This is a genomic window from Streptomyces lacrimifluminis (assembly GCF_014646095.1).
GTDB classification, from domain to species: Bacteria; Actinomycetota; Actinomycetes; order Streptomycetales; family Streptomycetaceae; genus Streptomyces; species Streptomyces lacrimifluminis.
The window spans coordinates 1-16,332 of the sequence record NZ_BMMU01000050.1; the positions used below are offsets into that span (position 1 = coordinate 1).

At 71.3% G+C, this 16,332-nt stretch carries 10 protein-coding genes; 1 reads left to right on the top strand and 9 read right to left on the bottom strand.

Annotation, left to right across the window (positions count from 1 at the left end):
* Positions 1–984 (bottom strand): maltotransferase domain-containing protein (locus tag IEY89_RS37580; protein WP_229695656.1); only part of this gene is annotated, 984 nt, incomplete at its 3' end.
* 224 nt (positions 985–1,208) lie between these two features.
* Positions 1,209–2,420, bottom strand: a complete 1,212-nt coding sequence (locus IEY89_RS37585; protein ID WP_189152028.1) for a S8 family peptidase — start codon at positions 2,418–2,420, stop codon at positions 1,209–1,211.
* 258 nt (positions 2,421–2,678) lie between these two features.
* Between IEY89_RS37585 and glgP the strand changes: the two genes are divergently transcribed.
* Positions 2,679–5,333 carry an alpha-glucan family phosphorylase gene (gene glgP / locus IEY89_RS37590; protein ID WP_189152029.1) on the top strand — a complete coding sequence of 885 codons (2,655 nt, stop codon included), beginning with the start codon at positions 2,679–2,681 and terminating at the stop codon, positions 5,331–5,333.
* 50 nt (positions 5,334–5,383) lie between these two features.
* Here the strand turns inward: glgP and IEY89_RS37595 are convergent, their stop codons facing one another.
* The 7 genes from IEY89_RS37595 to IEY89_RS37625 all read right to left on the bottom strand — a co-directional run bounded on the left by IEY89_RS37595 (position 5,384) and on the right by IEY89_RS37625 (position 16,272).
* Positions 5,384–7,345 carry a protein kinase domain-containing protein gene (locus IEY89_RS37595; RefSeq protein ID WP_229695657.1) on the bottom strand — a complete coding sequence of 654 codons (1,962 nt, stop codon included), beginning with the start codon at positions 7,343–7,345 and terminating at the stop codon, positions 5,384–5,386.
* Positions 7,346–7,513: 168 nt separating this feature from the next.
* Positions 7,514–8,026 carry a DUF1990 domain-containing protein gene (locus IEY89_RS37600; RefSeq protein ID WP_189152030.1) on the bottom strand — a complete coding sequence of 171 codons (513 nt, stop codon included), beginning with the start codon at positions 8,024–8,026 and terminating at the stop codon, positions 7,514–7,516.
* 162 nt (positions 8,027–8,188) lie between these two features.
* Positions 8,189–9,850 carry a M4 family metallopeptidase gene (locus IEY89_RS37605; RefSeq protein ID WP_189152031.1) on the bottom strand — a complete coding sequence of 554 codons (1,662 nt, stop codon included), beginning with the start codon at positions 9,848–9,850 and terminating at the stop codon, positions 8,189–8,191.
* A gap of 349 nt (positions 9,851–10,199) precedes the next feature.
* Positions 10,200–12,281 carry a M4 family metallopeptidase gene (locus IEY89_RS37610; RefSeq protein WP_229695658.1) on the bottom strand — a complete coding sequence of 694 codons (2,082 nt, stop codon included), beginning with the start codon at positions 12,279–12,281 and terminating at the stop codon, positions 10,200–10,202.
* Between the two features lie 234 nt (positions 12,282–12,515).
* Positions 12,516–14,285 (bottom strand): ABC transporter ATP-binding protein, encoded by a 1,770-nt coding sequence (locus IEY89_RS37615; protein ID WP_189152033.1) that lies wholly within the window; start codon positions 14,283–14,285, stop codon positions 12,516–12,518.
* On the bottom strand, positions 14,282–14,488 hold the full coding sequence (locus IEY89_RS37620; RefSeq protein ID WP_189152034.1) for a hypothetical protein: 207 nt from the start codon (positions 14,486–14,488) through the stop codon (positions 14,282–14,284). The genes IEY89_RS37615 and IEY89_RS37620 overlap by 4 nt, the downstream gene beginning before the upstream one ends.
* Entirely contained in the window at positions 14,485–16,272 is a 1,788-nt protein-coding gene (locus IEY89_RS37625; RefSeq protein WP_189152035.1) for an ABC transporter transmembrane domain-containing protein, read from the bottom strand. The genes IEY89_RS37620 and IEY89_RS37625 overlap by 4 nt, the downstream gene beginning before the upstream one ends.
* Between the last annotated feature and the right edge of the window lie 60 nt (positions 16,273–16,332).

Here is a 16,332-nt window from a genome sequence, read left to right on the forward strand (position 1 = left end):
CACCAGCGCCAACGGCTCACTCGACGTCACCAGCTCACGCAACGGATACCGACGCAACACCTTGTTCACGGCAGGGGTGAGGGCAGCGGACAGGCGGGCCGGTGCCGGGCGTTCGACGTCCCGGAGGGCCTCGGCGGCGGCCAGGAGCACGTCCCGTTTGCCCTTGTTCTTCGGTACGCCGGCGGCGGCGCGCTCGTACAGCAGCGCGCCCTCCTCCAGCACCAGTTCCGTGTCGATCCCGGCCGGGATCTTGATGCCCGCGTGGTGCCGCCAGGTGCTGATCGGGTCGCCCCACGCCTCCACGGTGTACGTCCAGTCACCGGGCGCGTCGGCCTCGACGGTGGCGCCCCAGCGGTCGGTGCCCGGGGCCAGTTCGCGCATCGGGGTCCAGCGGCCGGCGCGGCCCTTGGGATCGCGGAGCACGACATTGGCGGCGACCGCGTCATGGCCCTCGCGGAAGACGGTGGCCGAGACCTCGAAGGCCTCGCCGACCACCGCTTTCGCCGGACGGCGCCCGCCCGTGACGAGGGGCCGGACGTCCAGGACGGGGATACGGCCGACCGCGTTGCCCGTGCGGGCGGGGCGGGGCGGACCGCTCCGGGGGGCCGGGGCCGGCTTCGTGGCCGGAGGGGCGGGGGAGGTGGGTGCGTTCGACGCGGATTGGCCGGAGATGGCTGGCGGCGCGGCCGGGGTCGGTTCGCCGGTGACGGAGTGCTTGACCGGGTTCGGTTTGTCCGTCGTCGGTTCGCCCTTGACCGAGGGCGTGACCGGGGCCGGACCGCCCTTGGCGAGGGGTGTCTCGCGGGCCGCCGGGCCGGGGTCGGAGGGTTGCTCCGGAGCCGTGGACCGGGCGGCGGGGGACGTCTCCGGGGCCGGAGAGGGTGTCTCCGGGGTGGCCGGTGGGACGGCGGCTTCCGGCGGGGGTATCGGTGGTGTGCCGGACGTGGGTGTCGGGGGTGGTGACGAGTGGTGCGTGGCGGGCATTACCGCTCCTGTCCGCGTCAACGTGGGTGGGCGGATGGATGTGGGGGAGGGGGTCCTGCGTCGTATACCCCAGTCGTGTACCGGGGGAGCCTTCCCACCCTATTCGGGTAGGCAATCCGGCACTTTGCTAACTACTCGCGCGTATGTCTGCACCCAGGATCAGCCAGGTCGGCGAACGACATCGGCCCCGTCCTGCGGACGGGGCCGACAGCGGCACACTGCTCCTAGGGGAGCGGTATCCGCAGGAGTTTGTTCGGTGAACCGGCCTTCCTGTCGGAGACTTTCCCGGGGGTCGCCAGAGTCGTCAGCGCCCTGGCGACCTGCGGCGGAGTGGATTTCGGTTGATCCGCCAAGTAGAGAGCCGCCGCGCCCGCCGCGTGCGGCGCCGCCATCGACGTACCCGAATAGGTCACCCGGCCGGTGTCACTGGCATACGACGCCGAGGTGATCGAGACGCCCGGGGCGAACAGGTCGAGAGCCGGTCCCCAGTTCGAGAAGCCGGCCCGGGCGTCCGTCCGCCCGGTCGCGCCGACCGTGATCGCCGACTTGACGGCGGCCGGTGAGTAGGCCTCCGCCGGCTCGCCGGAGTTCCCGGCGGCGACCGTGTACGTCACCCCGGACGCGATCGAGTTCCGTACGGCCGTGTCCAGTTGGGTGTTGCGGTGGCCGCCGAGGCTCACATTGGCGACAGCGGGCTTCCTGGCGTGCTTCGTCACCCAGTCGATACCCGCGATGACCTGTGCCGTCGTACCGCCGCCCGCGTTGTCGAGGACGCGTACGGAGACGACTTTGGCCTTCTTCGCGACGCCGAGCGCCGAGCCGGCGATCGTCGCCGCGACATGCGTGCCGTGGCCGTTTCCGTCGCCGGCCCGTCCGTCGTTGCCGACGAAGTCCCAGCCGTGGCTCGCCCGCCCGCCGAAGTCCCGGTGCGAGACACGGATACCGGTGTCGATCACGTAGACCGTGACGCCCTTGCCCGCCGACTTCGGCCAGGTGTAGCCGCCGTCGAGCGGCAGGCCGGCCTGGTCGATCCGGTCCAGGCCCCAGGACGGCGGGTTCTGCGGACCGCGTTCGGAGGATCGGTCGTACGTGATCCGGGTGTCCTGGGCGACCGAGGCCACGCGGGAGTCCGCGGCGAGGCGCCTTGCCTGGTTCTCGTCGGCCTGAACGGCATAGCCGTTGAGGGCGGTGCTGTAGGTGTGGCTTATTCTCGCCCCGTACGCCGCGGCGAGACTCCTGCCGTTCGCCGACGAAGCCGCCGTACCTCCCTTGAGTGTCACCAGGTAACTTCCGTCGACGGAGCCGGGTTCACCGGCGCCGGCTATGCGCCCTTCCGGGGCGGCCTGGGCCGGTGCGGTGACCGAGAGCACCGAGACCGCGGTCACCGCGGTCAGCCCCGCCGCCCAGCGCAGACGTCTGGTACGCGTCCGTTGCATGGCTGGAGTTCCCCCTCCTCGGCCGCCGGCGTCCGGCGGCCTTCTGGGCAGCCTCTCGTGCGGGGGGAGGTGTCACAAGGTGGCCTACGGGGTGGAATCGGCCATATCGCCGGTCGGCCCTGGCAGGGGGCGCGCAATACGCGCCATGGTTCCCGCGCTCCCTCCCCGATACCGTCAAGGGGATGATGACGGGACGCACACGGCCGTGCGTCCTGGTACGTACAGGTTTGACATCACGCACGACCACCGAGGTGGCATGTGAAGGCGATCCGTCGGTTCACCGTCCGTCCCGTTCTCCCCGAGCCCCTCCGGCCGCTCAGCGACCTGGCACGCAATCTGCGCTGGTCCTGGCATGCGGAGACCCGTGAACTCTTCCAGTCCGTCGACCCCGAGCGCTGGACCGCCTCGGAGTGCGACCCCGTACGGCTCCTCGGCAGCCTCTCGCCCGAGCGGCTGACCGAACTCACCGAGGACCACCGCTTCCTGCGCCGCCTCACCGAGGCCGCCGAGGACCTGCACGACTACGTCACCGGCAGCCGCTGGTACCAGACGCAGACGGAGTCGGAGACTCAGGGCCCGGGGGGCGGACTCCCCGCCGCCGTGGCCTACTTCTCCCCCGAGTTCGGTATCACGGCCGCCCTGCCGCAGTACTCCGGCGGCCTCGGCATCCTCGCCGGGGACCATCTGAAATCGGCCAGTGACCTTGGCGTACCGCTGATCGGCGTCGGACTCATGTACCGGCACGGCTACTTCCGGCAGTCCCTCTCCCGGGACGGCTGGCAGCAGGAGCACTATCCGGTCCTCGATCCCAACGAACTCCCCGTCACCCTTCTCAAGGAAGCCGACGGCTCCGCGGCCCAGGTCTCCCTGGCCCTGCCCGGTGGCCGGTCGCTGCGGGCCCGGGTCTGGCTGGCCCAGGTGGGCCGCGTACCGCTGCTCCTCCTCGACTCGGACGTGGAGGAGAACGACCTCGGTGAAAGGGGTGTCACGGACCGGCTGTACGGGGGCGGCAGCGAGCACCGGCTGCTCCAGGAGATGCTGCTCGGCATAGGAGGAGTGCGCGCGGTACGGACGTACTGTCGCCTCACCGGCCATCCCGCCCCCGAGGTGTTCCACACCAACGAGGGCCACGCGGGCTTCCTCGGCCTGGAGCGGATCGCCGAACTCTGCGACGAGGGGCTGGACTTCGACGCGGGGCTGGAGACGGTCCGCGCGGGGACGGTCTTCACGACGCACACGCCCGTCCCGGCCGGCATCGACCGCTTCGACCGGGAGTTGGTCGCCCGCCACTTCGGCGCCGACGCCGAACTTCCGCGCATCGACGTGGAATGCGTGCTGAGCCTGGGCATGGAGACCTACCCGGGCGGCGAGCCGAACCTCTTCAACATGGCGGTGATGGGACTGCGGCTGGGCCGCCAGGCGAACGGCGTGTCCCTCCTCCACGGCCAGGTGAGCCGGGAGATGTTCGCGGGGCTGTGGCCGGGCTTCGACCCGGCCGAGGTCCCGATCACCTCGGTCACCAACGGTGTCCACGCGCCCACCTGGGTGGCGCCGGAGGTGTTCAGGCTCGGCGCCCGCCAGATCGGCGCGGAGCGCACCGAGGAGGCGCTGACGGTCGGCGGCTCGGACCGGTGGGACTCGGTCGCGGACATCGCCGACCAGGACATCTGGGAGCTACGACGGTCCCTGCGCGAGCAGTTGGTGGTGGAGGTACGGGAGCGGCTGCGGGCGTCCTGGCGGCAACGCGGCGCGGGTAGCGCGGAGTTGGGCTGGATCGACGGCGTGCTCGACCCGGACGTCCTGACCATCGGATTCGCCCGCCGTGTCCCCTCGTACAAGCGCCTGACCCTGATGCTGCGCGACCGCGACCGGCTGCTGGATCTGCTCCTCCACCCGGAACGGCCGATCCAGATCGTCATCGCGGGCAAGGCGCACCCGGCGGACGACGGTGGCAAGCGGCTCATCCAGGAGCTGGTGCGCTTCGCGGACGACCCGCGCGTCCGTCACCGCATCGTCTTCCTCCCGGACTACGGCATGGCGATGGCGCAGAAGCTGTACCCGGGCTGCGACATCTGGCTCAACAACCCCCTGCGGCCCCTGGAGGCGTGCGGCACGAGCGGTATGAAGGCGGCGCTGAACGGCTGCCTCAACCTCTCGGTCCTGGACGGCTGGTGGGACGAATGGTTCCGGCCGGACTTCGGCTGGGCGATCCCCACCGCGGACGGCATCGCGGGCACGGACCCCGACCACCGGGACGACGTGGAGGCCGCGGCCCTGTACGACCTGCTGGAGCAGCGCGTCACCCCGCGCTTCTACGAGCACGGTGAGACGGGCCTGCCCGACCGCTGGATCGAGATGGTCCGCGAGACCCTGACCCACCTGGGTCCGAAGGTCCTGGCCGGCCGTATGGTCCGCGAGTACGTGGAGCGCCTGTACGCTCCCGCGGCCCGCGCCCACCGCACCATGACCCCGGACACGGCAAGGGAGTTGGCGGGCTGGAAGTCCCGGGTCCGCGCCGCCTGGCACACGGTGACGGTCGACCACGTGGAGACCTCGGCGGCGACCGCCCCCGCCCTGACGGCTGAACTGGGGAGCACGCTCTCGCTCCGGGTGCGGGTGGGGCTCGGTGAACTCGCCCCGGACGACGTCGAGGTCCAGGCGGTATCGGGGCGGGTCGACTCGCAGGACAGCATCACCGACGCCACGACGGTGCCACTGAAGGCGGTCGGCGGTCCGGACCACGAAGGGCGCTGGATGTACGAGGGGCCACTGTCGCTGCATCGGACGGGGCCCTACGGGTACACGGTGCGGATTCTGCCGGCGCACCGGCTGCTGGCGTCCAGTGCGGAGATGGGGTTGGTCGCGGTGCCCTCGGAGGAACTGGGGGAGGGGGCCGGGGTACTGATGCGGTGACCTCCGGTCCGCACCGGTGGTGAGCGCCTCCTGCTGGTCCTGGCCGTGCGTCAGGACCAGTTCCACACCTGGTTGACGGTGCCCGCGCACCCCCACGTCTGCACCAACTGGCCCTCCTTTCCGGAGGTCGGGGCGTCCGCGTCCAGGCAGAAGCCGTTCGGGACGCTGACCAGGGTCGGGCCGCCGGTGTTGCCGAGCTGCCAGTGCTGGGCGGGCAGGCCGTCGCAGTTCCGGAGGCGGATCTTCTGGCCGTTCTGGGCGATGGTGCCCACGTCGGCGTCCAGGCAGCGTCGGCTGCCCCGGTTGACGACGAGATACTGGGAGGCCGGGCCCGGTACGCGGTACAGGGCCCACTCCTGGGCGGCCGTGCCCTTGCACGTCCAGACCGTGACGGTCAGGCCGTCCCGGGCGTCGAGGCACCGGGCGACCGCGACGCCGTTGACGTGCTGCGTCACGGTCAGCGCGCCGGTGCGGACCGGTCCGCGAGCCGTGGCGTACAGGGCTTCCTTGGTCTCGGAGCCGACCTTGCCGTCCACGAGGGTTCCGGCCTCGGTCTGGAACGCCTTGACCGCGGCGAGGGTCTCCTGTCCGAACCGGCCGTCCACCGTGACGTGCAGACCGTGGCCGCCGAGGAGCAGTTGCAGGGCCTTCACACAGTCGCCGCCGGCGCCCGAAGCGAGTTCGGCGGCGCAGGCGGCGGACCGGATGTCCAGGGTGGCGGGGTTCCGGGCCGATGTCGGGCTCGACTCCTTCTGCGGTGTTCGGCCGACCGGCTTCGAGGGGGTGGGCGCAGCCGCGTCACGTGGGGTCGCCGACGCGGACTCCGTCGTCGGCGGGGACGTCTCCGGCTCCGCGGCAGCCGACGTACCGGTGATGCCGTCGGCGGCGGCCGATGTCCCGCCGTCGTCCTGTCCCGGGAGCGCCAGGGTGATGCCCCCGGCGACCAGGACGACTGCGGCGGCGACGGCAACTGCCGTTGCTCTCCCGCGATTTCGGCGCTTTGGAGACGCGCCGGGCGTGGCGGGTCCTGCGGGTGCGCCGGGTTCGGCGGCCGGGAGTGGCGCTTGGGGACGGGCCTTCGGTCCGGGTCTTCTCGTGGGTGACGGCGGCGCCGACATCTGATGCCCGATGGCCGTTGTGAACACCGTCTCCGGCAGGGGGCGCCGTTCCGGATCCTTGTCCAGGCAGGTGCGGATGAACGCGGCCAGTTCCGCGTCGACGGCCCCCACCTGGTCGAGGATCTCCTCGCGGGGTGCCTCGAAAGCCACCCCGAAGAGAACGTCGACGCCCGTCCCCTCACCGAACGGCGTGCGGCCCGTGACGGCGTACGTCAGGGTGGAGGCCAGCGAGAAGACGTCGGAGGCGGCGGTCACCTCGCGGCCCCTCGCCTGTTCCGGGGACATGTAGGCGGGGGTTCCGACGTTCTGGCCCGTGGCGGTGATCGTGGTGCCGTCGGGGGCCTGGACGACGCCGAAGTCGATGACGCGGGCACCGTCGGCGCCCAGGATCACGTTGGACGGCTTGAGGTCGCGATGGACGAGCCCCGCTTGCCAGATGGCCTCGATCGCGCGTCCCACGTCGGCCAGCAGCCGCCAGGCCGCCGCCGGGTCGATCGGCCCGCGCGCGTCGACGACGTCGGCGAGGGTGGGCCCCGGTATGTACTCGGTGGCGACCCAGACCAGGTCCTCGTCGCAGCCGCTGCCCAGCAGCCGCACGATGTGCGCGCCCTGGATGCTCTCCAGCGCGCCGACCTCGCGCGCGAAACGCTTCCGGAAGAGGGGGTCCTCCGCGTACTCGGGGCGGATCACCTTCACGGCGGCCGGGCCCGTCGCGCCGGTGGTGTCCCGGCCCAGATAGACGCGGCCCATGCCGCCACTGCCGAGCAGCGACTCCAACCGGTACGGGCCGGCCTGCCTCGGGTCGTTCCTGCGCAGCGGGACCACGGGAGGCGGTTCCATACCGGCCGCCGCATAGGCCAACTCTTCGGTGCGGCTGCGGTGCTGGGGTGGCATGGAGGGCCCTGGTCTCTCGCGTGGCACGGGTGACCGCGAGGTTAGCGCAGTACACCTGTGCGAAACGGGGAGTTGGGCCGGTTCTGCGGCCAGGAATTCGTGCAGCCCCGGCCCGGCCCGGCCTGCGTGAGTCCGCCGACGGTCCGTGTCGGCCAGAATCGGCCGGGGTCAGTCCTCTTCGTATCCCCCGCACAGTCGTCGCAGGGCCGTCCCGCACCGCCGTGCATAAGCATGCTGCAGTCCCCGGGTCGCGGGGCCGCCCGCCTTGGTGTACCACTTCGCGGGGCGGCTGAACGCGCTGATCGTCAGCCATACCGTGCCGTCGCCCGTGCGGTCCACGACGAAGGACTCCTCGCCGCACTCCGGGTGACCGGCCAGGGTGCCGTACGCCCAGCCGGCGCGGCGGTGTTCCTCCACCGTCCAGACCACGCGGCAGGGCGCCTTGATGACGCCGGCCAGGGTGACGGTCACGTCGACGTCCGGGGCCGCGCGTTCGGACGTGGCGTCGATGCCCACGCCCATCGCGCGGTGCATCTCCCAGGTGAGGACTGCCTCGGCGGCGCGCCGGAAGACGTCCTCGCCCTCGCCTATGCGGGTGCGTACATGCAGGTGGTGGAAGCCGGGCGGGCAACGGAAGCCGCGCTCGCGGGTCGCGCCGACCTCCGCGTACGTGAAGGACATGGGACCCAAGGGTAGGGCGGGGGGTGCGTGAGGCGGTGCGGCGGGGTGCGGGATACGGACGCGCGTACGACGGGGCGGTCCCCGGAAATGCCTTCGTTCCGGGGGCCGCCCCGCCAATCACCTGCTCAACTGCCGTTCACGCCGAGCGGCACGCGTCGGTCGTCACGCCGTGACGTTGACGGCCGCCCAGGCCGCGTTGACCGCCGCGTACTCCGTGCTGCCGGCGCCGTACAGGGCCGAGGCCGCCGACAGGGTCGCCGTGCGGGCGCCCTTGTAGTTGGTCGTCGACGTCATGTACGTGGTGAGCGCCTTGTACCAGATCTGGACGGCCTTGTCGCGGCCGATGCCGGTGATCGTGGAGCCGTTGGACGTGGGGGAGTTGTAGCTGACCCCGTTGATCGTCTTCGCACCGCTGCCCTCGGAGAGGAGGTAGAAGAAGTGGTTCGCCGGGCCCGACGAGTAGTGGACGTCCAGGCCGGCCGTCGACGACGACCAGGAGTTGACCGAGTTGCCGTCCTTGCTCGGCTGGTCCATGTAGCGCAGCGGGGTGCCGTTGCCGCGGATGTCGACCTTCTCGCCGATGAGGTAGTCACCGGGGTCGGAGGAGTTCGCCGCGTAGAACTCGACCGCCGTGCCGAGGATGTCCGAGGTGGCCTCGTTGAGGCCGCCGGACTCGCCGCTGTAGTTGAGGCCGGCGGTGTTGGAGGTCAGGCCGTGGGTCATCTCGTGGCCCGCGACGTCCAGCGAGGTCAGCGGCTTGACGTTGCCCGCGCCGTCGCCGTACGTCATGCAGAAGCAGCTGTCGGACCAGAAGGCGTTGACGTAAGCGTTGCCGTAGTGGACGCGGGAGTACGCGGCGACGCCGTTGTTCTTGATGCCGTTGCGGCCGAGGACGTTCTTGTAGAAGTCCCAGGTGACCTGGGCGCCGTAGTGGGCGTCCACGGCGGCGTTCTGGTCGGTCGAGGCGCTGGTCGCGGTGCCGGTGCCCCAGACGTCGTTCGCGTCGGTGAAGAGCGTGCCGGCCGAGGACGACGTGGCGCGGGCCTTGTTGTACGTCTTGTGGTTGCCGCGGGAGGCGTCGGTCAGGTTGTACGTCGAGCCCGACAGGGTCGTGCCGATGGTGACCGAGCCGTTGTACTGGCTGTTGCCGGTACCGGTCTGGACGGCCTCGAACTCGTACAGCTTCTTGCCGGTCTCCGCGTCGGTGATGACGTGGAGCTCCTGCGGGGTGCCGTCGTGCTGGAGGCCGCCGACGACGGTCTCGTAGGCGAGGGCCGGGGTGCCCGAGGCGGCCCAGATCACCTTGCGGGGGGCGCTCGACGCCTCCGACTTGGTGGAACCGGCCTTCTTGGCGAGCGTGACGGCCTGCTTCTCGACGGCGGCCGTGGTGACCTCGGGGGCGAGGTCGGTGACCTTGATGGCGGCCTTCTGCGCCTTGGTCACGCTCTCGGTCCCGCCGGCCGCGTTCTCGTGCACGACGAGGTCGCCGCCGAGGACCGGCAGGCCCGCGTAGGTGCGCTCGTAGCGGGTGTGCAGCGTGCCGTCGGCGTCCTTGACGACGTCACGGACGACGAGCTTCTCCTTGGCCCCGAGGCCTATCTCGTCGGCGGTCGCCGGGGCGTCGGCGGCGGCTTCCTTGATGAGGGCCGTGCGCGTGGCGGGGGACAGAGCCACCGGGACGGCGGAGACCTTGGCCTTCGCGCCGGCCGGCGCGCTCTCCGCGGAGGCGCCCGTGGTCAGAGCGGTGGTGATGAGGGCTCCGGCCGCGACGGCGGTGGCGATGGCCAGGGTGGTGCGCTTGTGACGCGCGTAGAGGGGGGTCACGCGAACTCCTTGTGTGGGGATTCCGGGCGACCTTGGGGTGATCGACCGGAGGTGGTTGTGGAGCTGGAGTGCTGCTGCGGCGTGCGGTGGAAGAGTGACATTGAGGGCCTGTACATGTCAGGACCCCGAAGTGATGTTGGCCGAAAACCGACTGTCTGGTGAACGTTTCGCGTATGTAACGCGGCGCGATCTTGGCAAAGCGACAACAAAGATCAGGCACGGTGCCAACAAAAGCGCAGTACGGGGGCGGTAAAGACAGCGCCGCCCCGGTGAGTTGATCCACCGGGGCGGCGTCCTGCCTATCTCAGTTCCTGAACGGTGCTCGAACAGGCCCTTGACTGCTGTGTGTTCAGGCCGACGGGAAGGTGATCTTCCAGCCGTTGATCCTGCCGACGTCCTGCGCCGCGCGGTCCTGGACCCTCAACACCCAGGTTCCGTTGGCGACCTCGGAGGAGGCGTTGACCGTGTACGGCTCGTTCACGTCGTCCCCCGAGTCCGAGGAGCTGAACGGCTTCAGGTTGTAGACCGAGCCGTCCGGCGCCACCAGGTCGACGACGAGGTCACCGCGCCAGGTGTGCGTGATGTCCGGCGTGACGACCAGGTTGGCCGGCGCGTTGCCGGTGATGCCGGTGACCGCGAGCGAGGAGGTCACGGCAGCACCGTTGTCCGGAATCGATACGGCGGTCGAGGACTCGAAGGAGGTCCCGGTGCCACCGCCGCCGCCACCCGGACGCGTACCGACGTTGATGCCGGCCCACGCGTTCTGCACGGCCGTGTACTCGGCGCTCGTCGTGCCGTACAGCTCACCGGCCGCCGCGAGGGTGCCGGTGCGGGCCGCCGCGTAGTTGGTGGTCGACGTGAACTTCGTGGTGAGCGCGCGGAACCAGATCTTCTCCGCCTTGTCCCGGCCGATGCCCGTCACCGCGAGCCCGTCCGAGGTCGCCGAGTTGTAGCTGACGCCGTTGATGGTCTTGGCGCCGCTGCCCTCGCTCAGCAGGTAGAAGAAGTGGTTCGCCGGACCGGACGAGTAGTGCACGTCGATCGATCCGATACCCGAGTACCAACTGTCCTTGGACGAACCGTCCTTGCTCGGCTTGTCCATGTAACGCAGCGGCGTGCCGTCGCCGTTGATGTTGATCTCCTCGCCGATGAGGTAGTCACCGACGTCGGAGGAGTTGTTGGCGTAGAACTCGACCGTCGAGCCGAAGATGTCCGAGGTAGCCTCGTTCAACCCGCCCGACTCACCGCTGTAGTTGAGGCCGGCCGTGTTGGCGGTGAGGCCGTGCGTCATCTCGTGCGCGGCCACGTCGATCGACGTCAGCGGGTTGGCGTTGCCCGAGCCGTCGCCGTACGTCATGCAGAAGCAGCTGTCCTGCCAGAACGCGTTGACGTAGTTGTTGCCGTAGTGGACGCGCGAGTACGCGCCGACACCGTCGCCCCGGATGCCGGAGCGCCCGTGCACGTTCTTGTAGTAGTCCCAGGTCAGGGCGGCGCCGTAGGCGGCGTCGGCGCCGGCCGACTCCAGGTTGGACGGCAAACCGTTGCCCCAGATGTCGTCGGGGCCGGAGAAGAGCGTGCCGGTGCCGGAGGTGCCGCGGTTCAGGTTGTACGTCCTGTGGTTGCCGCGTGCGCCGTCGGTCAGGTTGTACGTCGACCCGGACTGGGTGGAGGTGAGATCCACCGTGCCGCTGTACACCGTGTTGCCGGTGCCGGTCTCGACCGCCTCCCACTCGAACAGCTTCGCGCCGGAGGTGGCGTCCGTGATGACGTGCAGCTCCTGCGGGGTGCCGTCGTGCTGGAAGCCGCCGACGACCGTCTCGTAGGCGAGGACGGGGGTGCCGCTCGCCGCCCAGATCACCTTGCGCGGGGCCTTGTTGACGTCGGGGCTCTTGGCCTCCTCCGCCTTCGCCGCGCCCAGGGCCTGGCTCTCGGCCTTCGCGGCGGCGATCCTCGGTGTCAGGGACGCCACCTTGATGGTGGCCCGCGACGCCTTCACGACGCCTTCCGTGGCACCCGACTTGGCGGTGTCGACCACCAGGTCGCCGCCGAGGACGGGGAGTCCGTCGTACGTGCGCTCGTACCGCGTGTGCACGGTGCCGTCGCCGTCCTTGAGGACGTCACGGACGACGAGCTTCTCCTTGGCGCCCAGGCCCAGTTCCCTGGCCGTCTCCGCCTTGGTGGCGTTGACCTCGGCCAGCAGTGCGGCGCGCTGGGCGGGGGACAGCTTGACGGACTCGGCGCCCGGTATGACCTTGCCCGCGGCCGACGGTGCCTTCTCCGGGGCTGCGGTGGCGGCACCGGACTGAACTGCCGCTGCCAGTAGGGCGGTTACCGCGACGAGGGCGCCGGTGGCGACCCGTCGCTGGGCGGAGCGGGAGAACTTGGTGGGGGTGGCGTGGGGGGTGCGTCTGTGGGACTGGCGTCTCAACACTGACTCCTTCTGCTTGGCCGCTGGTCGAGCGGCCAGGGGGGACCGGACGGTGTCGTCCGTCCGGGGCAGATCAGGTGCGTGCGGATGCGCGGCGAGAACACAGCGGTGTGGCTGTGGAGCCGCTGTGAAGGTGCCGTGGGAAGAGTGGCAGGCGGGCACATATCCTGTCAGGACCGCGTCAACAAGTTGGCTGGAAACAGTCCGTTGTCCGGATGGTCATGTTCGCTATACGGGCTATTCAATCTTTTGCGCGGAAGTCGGCTGCTGCTCCCCGTGCCACGACCGCCACAGCGCCGCGTACGCCCCGCCCGCCGCCACCAGCCCCTCGTGCGTGCCGAGTTCGGTGAGCCGCCCCTCCTCCATCACGGCCACCCGGTCCGCGTCGTGCGCGGTGTGCAGCCGGTGTGCGATCGCGATCACCGTCCGCCCCGCGAGTACGGCGGCCAGGGCCCGCTCCGTATGACGCGCGGTCGTCGGATCCAGCAACGCCGTCGCCTCGTCCAGGATCAACGTGTGCGGGTCGGCCAGCACCACCCGCGCCAGGGCCAGTTGCTGGGCCTGTGAACCGTCGGTCGACTCCCCGTCGGGGCCGAGGCCGGTGTCCAGCCCGGCCGGCAGCTCACGCACCCAGTCGGCGGCGCCGACAGCGGCCAGCGCCGCCCACAACTCGGCGTCCGTGGCCGCCGGTTCGGCGATCAGCAGATTGTCCCGGACCGTACCCAGGAAGACATGGTGCTCCTGGGTGACGAGCACGACCTGCCGCCGCAGCTCCTCGGGCCCGAGCGAGGAGATCGGTACGCCGCCCACGGTCACCGTGCCCGAACGCGGCTCGTCGATGCCCGCCAGCAGCCGGCACAGCGTCGTCTTGCCCGCGCCCGACGGCCCCACCACCGCGAGCCGTTCACCCGGCCGCACCGTCAGATCGACCCCGCGCAGCACCTCGCCCCCACGGTCGTACGCATACCGCACCCCCGTCACATCGATCCGGTCGCCCACCGGCACCGGCGACGCCTCCGCGCCCCCCTTCGGCGCCCGCCCGAGCCCCTCCACCCGCGCGAACGAGGCGCTGCTGCCCTGCAGTTGCTCCATCCAGGTCAGCACCTCGTCGAGAGGCGCCTCCAGCTGCCGCAGATACAGGGCAGCCGCCACGACCGCGCCCAGACTGATCGCCCCCTGCCCGTGCAGCGCACCGCCCACCATCAGCACGACGACCACGGGAAGGACGTACGACACCTCCACCGGCGGAAAGAACACGGTCCGCAGATACAGCGTGTGCAGGCGCCTGCTCCTGGAGTGGTCCAGCGCCTCCCGGCTCACCGCCACCCGCCGCTCCGCAAGCCCGAACGCCTCGACCGTCCGCGCCCCCGAGGCGGTCGCCGCGAGGATCTCGGCAACCTCGGAGTTCGCGGAACCCTCCGCGAGATACGCGGTGCGCGCCCGCCGCAGATACCAGCGCAGCGCGAACCAGATGCCGGTCTGCGCGAGTACCGCGGCCAGGCCGAGCAGCGGATCGAGCGCGAACACGGCGCCGACGATGAACAGACACTGCACCGAGGCGATGAGCAGCTCCGGCCCGGCATCGCGCAACGTCGTGCCGACCGTGCTGACGTCGGCCGTCCCCCGGGCCGTCAGATCACCGGTCCCGGCCCGCTCCACCACCGACGCGGGCAGCGCGAGCGCCCGGTCCACGAACTCCTCGCGCACCCGCGCCAGCGTCCGCTCCCCGAACCGGTACCCCACGTACCGCGCCCAGCGCGCCAGCAGCAACTGGCCCACCGCGCACCCCACGATGACCGGCCCGAGCCGGTCCACGGCCGAGACCCCGCCACCCGCCCGCACCTCGTCGATGATCCGCCCGAGCAGCCAGGGCGCTACCAGCCCGGCGCCGGCGGCGAGGGAGTTCAACACCAGAAGCGCGACGAAGGCACGACCGTCGGCACGGATCAGCCGACCGGCGGCCCGGCGGACGTCGGCTGTGGTCGCGATGGGGAGTTGGGCGCTCACCGTGCAGGCTCCTTGATGCTTGCCGGGCTGTCGTCGTCGGTTGCGACTTCGGCGCGGGCCCGGGTGCGGTCGGTGATGCGCCGGAGCGGGCGGGGTGGCACGAGTCCGGAGCCGGTGGCGGAGGCACGGCTGTGGTCCAGGGTGGGCCGGCCGGTGGTCCGCCGGGCGTCGGTTGTGCTGGCGACGGGCGGTTGGGCGCTCACCGTGCGGACTCCTGGATGCCCGTCGGGCCCTCTTCGCCCGCCAGGTCTGTCGGGCCCTCCTCCTCGTCCATCTCGTCCGCGTCGCGTGCCACCAGGGCCCGGTATCCCGGTTCGTCCGCGAGGAGCCGCCGATGGCTGCCGACGGCCGCCGCCTTGCCGTCGACCAGGTAGTACACGGTGTCCGCCCGGTCCAGCAGCAGGGGCGAGGTCGAGGCCACGACGGTCGTACGGCCTGCGCGCTCGCCGCGCTCGGCGCGCAGCCGGTCCGCGACGGCGGCCTCGGTGTGCGCGTCCAGCGCCGACGTGGGCTCGACGGCGAGCAGCACCTCGGGGTCGGCGAGCAGCGCCCGCACCAGCCGTACGCGCTGCCGCTGCCCGCCGGAGAGGTTGCGGCCCTGCGCGTCGATCGCCGAGTCCAGCCCGTCCGGCAGCCCGAGGACGATGTCGTCGGCGACGGCCGCGCGCACCGCCCGCGCGATGGCCTCCTCCCCGAACTCCCCGCGCCCGGAGACCAGTTCGCGCAAGGTCCCGGCGAACAGATCGGCCTCGTTGTCGGCGACCAGGATGCGGGCGCGCACCTGGGCGAGGGCCATCGCGTCGAGCCGTACGCCACCCCAGGTCGCCGCCGACGGCACGAACCGGCCGAGCCGGTCGAGGACCGCGGCGGCATCGGCGGGCCGGGCACCGGCGAGCGCGGTCAGCCGCCCCGGTACGACGGTCACGCCCGAGTCGGGGTCGTGGAGCGCGGACGGTGACGCGGGCGCGTCCACCCCCCGAACGCCGCTGCTGTCGTCGTCGGGCTCAAGTGCCAGGAACCGTACGACCCTTCGGGCGGCCACCAGGGCGCGGCTGATCTGGAAACCGCACTCGATGAAGAACGCCACCGGCATGATCAGCACGGCGACATAGCCGTACACCGACACCAACTCGCCAACACTGATGGACCCTTGGGCGGCCAGCCGGGCCGCGAGCCAGGTCACCAGGGCCAGGAACAGCGTCGGCAGCCCGACCCCGAGCGCCTGGATCCAGCTGCTCACCGCCCCGACCCGGTACCCCTGCTCCTGGAGGCGGCGCGAGTCACGGCGGAAGGCGTCGGCGAACAGCCCTTTGCCGCCAAGGCCGTTGAGGACGCGCAGCCCGCCCGAGAGGTCCCCGATCCGGGCGGTCAGAACGCCCTGCCGCTCCCGGTAGGACGACTCCACTCCCTGGAGCCGGCCGAGCAGCGGCCCGACGAGGACGGCGGCAACGGGCACGCCGAGCAGGATCACGGCGGCGAGCGTCGGCGACACCGACAGCAGCAGTCCGGCGACCACGCAGTAGGAGACCATCGTGCCGATACCGGGCCCGACGAAGGTCAGCGACTGGGCGATCGTCGACACATCGCCGACGCCGATCGTGACGACCTCCCCGGCCCCGGCCTGCCGGGGCAGCGCCGCCCCCAGCCGCACGGCCTGCCCGATCACGACCTTGACCGTACGGAAGTTGGCGTCCATCCGCACCCGGGTCATCGTGCGGTGCCGCATGATGCTCAGCCACGCGCTGAACGTCCCGGCGGCGAGGATCGCACCGGCCCAGCCGGCCAGCACGGTCTGGTCGCCCGGTTCGAGACCGTCGTCGACGGCCCGGGACATCAGATACGGCGACAGCGCCATCAGTGTCATCCAGGTGCTGGCCAGCACCGCCCCGACCGCACACCGCCGCCACTGCTGCCGCACCAGCCACAGCAGATAGCGGGCGGGACCGCGGGAGTCGGGTGTGCCGGGATCCTCGTACGCGTCGATCATTTCCTTCTCGTCCCCCCGTCCCGTCCTGCTGCCTGCTGCCTGCAAGTTCACGCGCTCGCG